The sequence below is a fragment of the Shigella sp. FC1967 genome (genome assembly GCF_001743005.1).
GTDB lineage: Bacteria > Pseudomonadota > Gammaproteobacteria > Enterobacterales > Enterobacteriaceae > Proteus.
In genome coordinates, this window is the sequence record NZ_MIIZ01000619.1 from 1 (window position 1) to 6,232 (window position 6,232).

Consider the following 6,232-nt stretch of genomic DNA (forward strand, 5'->3'; position numbering starts at 1 on the left):
TTATCTTGTTATTCCCCGGGAAACCCTAATTATCCGATTACTATTCCAACAAAAATGGAGGAGCCTGCAGTATGCTCGAAAAAAATAACTCGTAAAAAAAGTGATTGTTGCTGGCGTTATTCTTGCCATTATCGCAGTAAGCTCACTGCTGTTCCCCCAAGAAAAAACCCAAAGATGACTACCTTGCCGGAAATTTACACGGGTTTAACCATGTCAAAGGCACTTCGGTAAATTGGTTTAAGGTTAATGGTTATTATGGCAAAGGCGGTGGCGGAACCTGTTGCATTGTCGTACCGGCAAAGTGGACGCCGAATCAATGGGTCAAAGTGGAATGGGAAGTCGATCCCGATGCTTACCCCGGTGATATTCCTGAGTTTAACGATCCTTACTACAAAGAATATATGAGATTACATAAAGCTAATTATCGTCGTTATAGCAAAATGGTAGAAATTCCTGAGTATGACGACCCTTGTGATGTCAAAGTGCATTTTCTTCCCTGTCAAGAAGTCAAAATTACCCTGTCTTGTAAATCATGGGGACACCCTGACTACCCTGTCAATGAACCCGATGATATGGAGGAGCCAGAAATATGTCCAAGCAAGTAAACTCCATTTTTATTGAAACGATAGAAACAGAAGCCACTAACGCTATTTCAACCATAAGATCACAAGGTGAGCCTTGCTGGGCTCCGCCTCTATTTCCTCAAAAAGGGCGCTTAGCGCTCACAAAAGAACAAATTCGTGCTAATCATGAAAAACTAACAAATAAAGAAAAAGAGTATTATCAAAACGCGAAAATACAAAAAAAAGCATTATGTTGTAAAACATTACATGTTAGTTTGTTTTTTGATGGTACTAATAATAACAATTACAATGATACTGAAGCATCAATTCCACCTCATCCCTCTAATGTTGCTAAATTTTATCATGCTTCTTCTCCTGAAAAGAATGAAGTTAAGAATAAGGGTTTCTATAGTTATTATATTCCTGGCGTTGGTACCCCTTTTCCAGATATTGGTACAGATGAATACTATTCTGATGGCTTAATTTTTGCAACAGGTGGTGAAGCTCGAATAAGTTGGGGATTAATTCAAGTTTGTGATGCAATTTACCATGCAGTAACAGGCAACGGGCTCTCTTTAGCAGATAAACGAGACTTACTTAAAGAAATGAGTACTGATTTAAATTTTGAATCAATGATAAATACCGATCTAGACTCTACTGATACTTTTTATGGTGCGACTGGAGCCACCGCTATGGGTAGCCTAGGATTAATCGTTGGTTCCGCATACAGTAAATTTAATAAAACCTATAATCCCGTCAAACCGCTAAATGATTTACTTAAACCGCTAAAATGGAAAATATCTAAAGTAAAACCGCATATTGTTGCGTTAAAAATTTATGTTTATGGATTTTCTCGAGGTGCAGCAGAGGCTCGCACTTTTGTTTACTGGCTTAATCAATTTTTAAATTATCATTTTGAAGAGTTACCTCACGCATGGAAAAAACCGTGTCCTTTGGGAACCATTTATAGTTTACCTGTTTCCGTTGAATTTCTAGGTTTATTTGACACTGTTGCTGCGGTGGGATTAGCTAATGTTGTTCCTGGTGCTACAGGGCATAATGGTTGGGCAAGTGGTACACAACAATTGCCAAAGTCATCACTTGTCAAAAATATTTGTCATCTTGTTGCTGCCCATGAACAAAGACAATGTTTTACTGTTGACTCAATTCGAACACCTGAAGGTCATTATCCCCCGAATTCTGTTGAAGTTATTTACCCAGGAGTACACTCTGATATTGGTGGAGGTTACCCACCTGGAGACCAAGGTAAGGCAATAAATGGTAGTGAAGAGTTATTATCACAAATCACATTACATGATATGTATGCAGCGGCAATCGATGCAGGAGCACCGTTATCGATTAGAGAAGATATTTTTATACAATTACCAGAAATTAAAAATGAATATTTTTTTCGGATAATGTCTGCTGATACACTAGAGGAATTTACAATATCAGAAAATTTAGTAGATAAATTTAACTCTTGGCGAGCCTATACTCTACCGGAGCAATCCGTCTTATCTCATAATACGACTAATAAGACATTATGTTTTATACCTCCACGTTTTATAACGAGCACTTTAGAATATGTGATGGAAATTCAGCTTATTTTAATCACAGCGTGGAGAATTGGTCGCTATGGCTCAGAACAAAGTGACGAAAATAATTTAACGCATCAACCCTTTTTTTACACAGGCACCACAACACTCTGACATTTCAGTCGAACCTTATGATGCTAAATTTTCAAGACAAGCTACAGCTGTGTTAGCTCTAGAATATGAGAAAAAAAGCAAAAGATATCGCTGAAAAAAACATCACTCAGAAATGAAGAAAAAAAAGGCAATAACTGACCTTTCTAATTGGAAACCAAGCGATAAAAATATGGGGCCTCCACTTTTTGATGCAACAAATGCCAGAGGGCAATTATGGGAAGCCTCTTTAGAATTTAAATTTGAATTAGAAGATTTAAAAGGAGTGACCAGACCAGAACCTCTAATTAAAATTAATCAAAGGTCAAGAACTGAATGTCAACAAGAAGCACAATGGTTTAAAAAAGTACATGGTGAAAGCTCATCAATATACCAAACACATTTAGAAAACTGTAAAAATGATCCTGAAGTTACTTTTCCATCTGATGTTATATCAAAAGCAAATTTACTAAAAGCATTTCAATCTGCTGATAAATATGTCTACATGGCGACAACTCAAAATGAAAGGCAGGAATATCTAAGTTTAAAAGCTATCAGTAATACTATATTTAGAAAAATAATATCTTTATCGATGAGAAAAATAACTCACGATGAAGACCTTAAAAAGGTTATTAGTTTACTTGATGATCAACTACATGATTCCCGCGCATGGTTTATGCACTCAGAGAGTGGACTTCGAGAACCTTTTAGCAGTTATTTTTTATCAAGAATGATCTACTTTGGTCATAAATCAAATAAATCTATGCAGTTAATTATGCAACCTGAAGGCATATATGGCTATTTAGATAATATAGCCTTACTAGGTATAGCATATAAACCTTTATATGGAATTATATTTTTAGATTTATCGACAGGAAAAAGAAATACCTACGGATATCACCCAGCTTCCGCCTCCAACACATTATTTAGTTGAGCAAATATCAGAGCTTATTAAGAAACAAAAAAAGAAAGAATTAAATAACACAATGCAAGATTTACAAGTAATTATTAAAAAATAATATTTGTAATTATAAGTCACCTTTACCTCTTAATTAGTTATATCAATTAAAACTCTTTCACAAGGATAAACATCGAAAGTTTGTTCATAATAAACAGACAGGATATGTTTATATATTCAACTATGAATTTAAAAAAAAATAACTCAGACTCTACTTAACGGACAAAATCGCTATCACCTTAATGTACAAGGTTGTGATGTTTTATTTGATGTTGAACATTTCACGGGTCGTGAAGCGATTAGTGATACCTACCATTATCAAATTACCTTTACTTGCCAAGCTCAGGATTTACAACCGCAACAACTGTTACGTCGTAGTGCGACACTCTCGTTTACTCCCCCACTCAATAGCATTGCGGAATTAGCCACAAAAGAGCCTATCACCAAACAAGTTCACGGCGTTATCACACAATTTCGGCGCTTATCTGGATCAGTAGATGAAGCCCGTTATCAATTAGTGATTGAACCCGTATTTGCTTTACTACGCCATCAAATCCGCACACATCGTTTCTTCCTCAATCAGTCTGTCCCTGATGTCGTTAGTCAAATTTTACGTGAGCATAATTTTAAAGATTGGGAATTTGAATTTACATTAAAAAATGAATATCCCAAACGTGAGCAAATCAACCAATATAATGAAAGCGATCGCCAGTTTATCGAACGACTATTAAGTGAAGTCGGTATTTTTTATTCGTTCTATTTGCAAGATCAAACACAAACTGAAGTGATCCGTTTCGCCGATCGCCAAAGTGCTTATACCTTTGATAAAACCCTGCCGTTAAATAGCCCATCAGGTATGAATGATAATTACCAAGAAAGTGTATGGGGATTATCATTACATCATCAAGTAGTCGAGCAAAATGTACTAACCAAAGATTACAACCATCGACAAGCACAAGACACCTTGATTTCAGCAGTAACGGATATGACTCGTGGTGAAGGAGATGATATTCACTATGGTGAAGTTTATCATTATCAAGCAAGACACCTTGCCCGCGGTGATAAACTCACCCCTGAAGCAGAAACCGCCAACTTTTGGGCACGACTTGATCATGAACGTTTTCTGACCCGTCAAACGCGCTTAAAAGGTGAAAGTAATGCTGACTTTTTATCACCGCTACAAGTGCTTTCCATTACTGACAGCACAATACCTTCATCATTACCTTCCGTATTTCAATCCCCTATTTTAATCACTCGCTTACGCTTTAGCGGTGGTCGGGAACAAGCACTACAAGTCCGATTTAACGCTATACCTTACAGTGAAACTCTTTGCTGGCGTCCAACCGTTAAACCTCGCCCAATTATCACAGGTACACTCACTGCACGCATTACCAGTGCTAAAGATAACGATATTTATGCGCATCAAAATGAAGACGGTTTTTATTGGGTAAAATTTGATGCCGACCGTGACGAAAAACCGATGGGTTACGAAAGTATGCCAGTACGTTTGGCAAAACCCTATGCGGGTGACACTTATGGTATGCATTTTCCGTTAATTCAAGGGACTGAAGTCGCTATCGCCTTTCATGAAGGCGACCCGGACCGACCTTATATTGCCCATGCATTGCATGATTCGCGTCATCCCGATCATGTAACGGATAGAAATAACACTCGTAATGTGATCCGTACCCCAGCAAACAACAAACTGCGAATGGAAGATAAACGCGGTGAAGAACATATCAAACTCAGCACTGAATATGGTGGTAAATCACAATTAAATTTAGGGCATATTGTTGATGCCAATCGTGATAAACGTGGCGAAGGTTTTGAATTACGCACTGACAGTTGGGGGGCAATAAGAGCAGGTAAAGGGTTATTTATTAGTGCAGATAATCAAGCCAAAGCAGGTGGTGAAGTGCTGGCAATGGAACCTGCAATATCATTAGTAAAAGGTGCAATAAATCAACTAGATGATTGCAGAGAAATTACTCAAGCACATCACAATCTCCAACCAGAAAAAGAAGGGTTAGATAATCTTTTAAAAAATACCGATAAACTAGCATCACCTTCTATTTTAATGCATGCACCAGAAGGAATAGGTATTGTTACCAATGAAACACTACTTATGCAAAGTGTTGAAGCACTCTATGCTCAAACAAAAGGTGAGATGCACCTATCAAGTACACAGAAAATAGCAGTAAATGCATATCAACAAATCTCGATGTTGTCTCAAAAAGAAGGAATACGCATTGTCTCTGGAAAAGGACCTTTTGAATTAGAATCACATGGCGATATCTTCGAAGCAACGGCACTTAAAGATATTACAGTACAATCAACTCAAGGTCATATTCAATTAACTGCTAAAAATGGAATTACTTTAGGCTGTGGCGGTGGATATATTAAAATAATGCCTGATGGCCAAATTGAAATTCATACACCGAGTCGTTTAAGCCTCAAAGGACAACATATTTGGAGTGAGCCAGCGAGTGAAGATTTCCCATTACCAGACCTTCCTCAATCTGTTTGTAAAGAGTGTTTAAAGAAAGCCCAAGAAAATGCTATGGGAGTCGCTATCCGTGAATAATACATTACAATCCCCATCAAAAGAAATAACGGATCAATGGATAAAACAATTAAAATTGATCTCAGAAAAAACACATCTAGATTATCTCGATATTGTTATTGACCAAGCTGGGTTAGAAAATCCCATCGTTCCCGCTTTAATCAAGATGGATAATGATATTAGATGGTTTTCGCTTTTCACTAATATGCCGGAAGAAGGTTTTTTAGAACAAGCTCCTATGCTTATTCGTATTGAATGGAATAAAAGTACACACTTAATTTTGTTAGAAGAGTTGTTTGAATTGCTTTATTCAGAGCCTCGGTTATTAATAACATCATCCCCTCTTCCATTTAATATGTTATCTGCTTTTCACTAATATGCCGGAAGAAGGTTTTTTAGAACAAGCTCCTATGCTTATTCGTATTGAATGGAATAAAAGTACACACTTAATTTTGTTAGAAGA

General features: G+C 37.0%; 4 protein-coding genes and 1 pseudogene. All 5 read left to right on the forward strand.

Going from position 1 to position 6,232, the window contains the following annotated elements:
- Positions 1-218: 218 nt before the first annotated feature.
- Positions 219-605 (forward strand): annotated as a pseudogene (locus tag BHE89_RS07585) (DUF3304 domain-containing protein); the annotation flags it as partial.
- Complete coding sequence (locus BHE89_RS07590) at positions 590-2,272, forward strand: T6SS phospholipase effector Tle1-like catalytic domain-containing protein (protein WP_128860377.1); 1,683 nt, start codon at positions 590-592, stop codon at positions 2,270-2,272. The pseudogene BHE89_RS07585 and the gene BHE89_RS07590, both read left to right, overlap by 16 nt.
- Before the next feature lie 112 nt (positions 2,273-2,384).
- Complete coding sequence (locus BHE89_RS07595; protein WP_128860378.1) at positions 2,385-3,182, forward strand: T6SS phospholipase effector Tle1-like catalytic domain-containing protein; 798 nt, start codon at positions 2,385-2,387, stop codon at positions 3,180-3,182.
- Between the two features lie 223 nt (positions 3,183-3,405).
- Positions 3,406-5,790: a type VI secretion system Vgr family protein gene (locus tag BHE89_RS07600; protein ID WP_128860379.1), complete on the forward strand. Its 2,385-nt coding sequence runs from the start codon at positions 3,406-3,408 to the stop codon at positions 5,788-5,790.
- Positions 5,783-6,145: a hypothetical protein gene (locus BHE89_RS07605; RefSeq protein ID WP_171742477.1), complete on the forward strand. Its 363-nt coding sequence runs from the start codon at positions 5,783-5,785 to the stop codon at positions 6,143-6,145. The genes BHE89_RS07600 and BHE89_RS07605 overlap by 8 nt, the downstream gene beginning before the upstream one ends.
- Positions 6,146-6,232 lie beyond the last annotated feature (87 nt).

Bases quoted from the DNA above. Each gene is read 5' to 3' on its own strand.
- BHE89_RS07590 (WP_128860377.1), top strand. From the start codon at position 590: ATGTCCAAGCAAGTAAACTCCATTTTTATTGAAACGATAGAAACAGAA.
- BHE89_RS07595 (WP_128860378.1), top strand. From the start codon at position 2,385: ATGAAGAAAAAAAAGGCAATAACTGACCTTTCTAATTGGAAACCAAGC.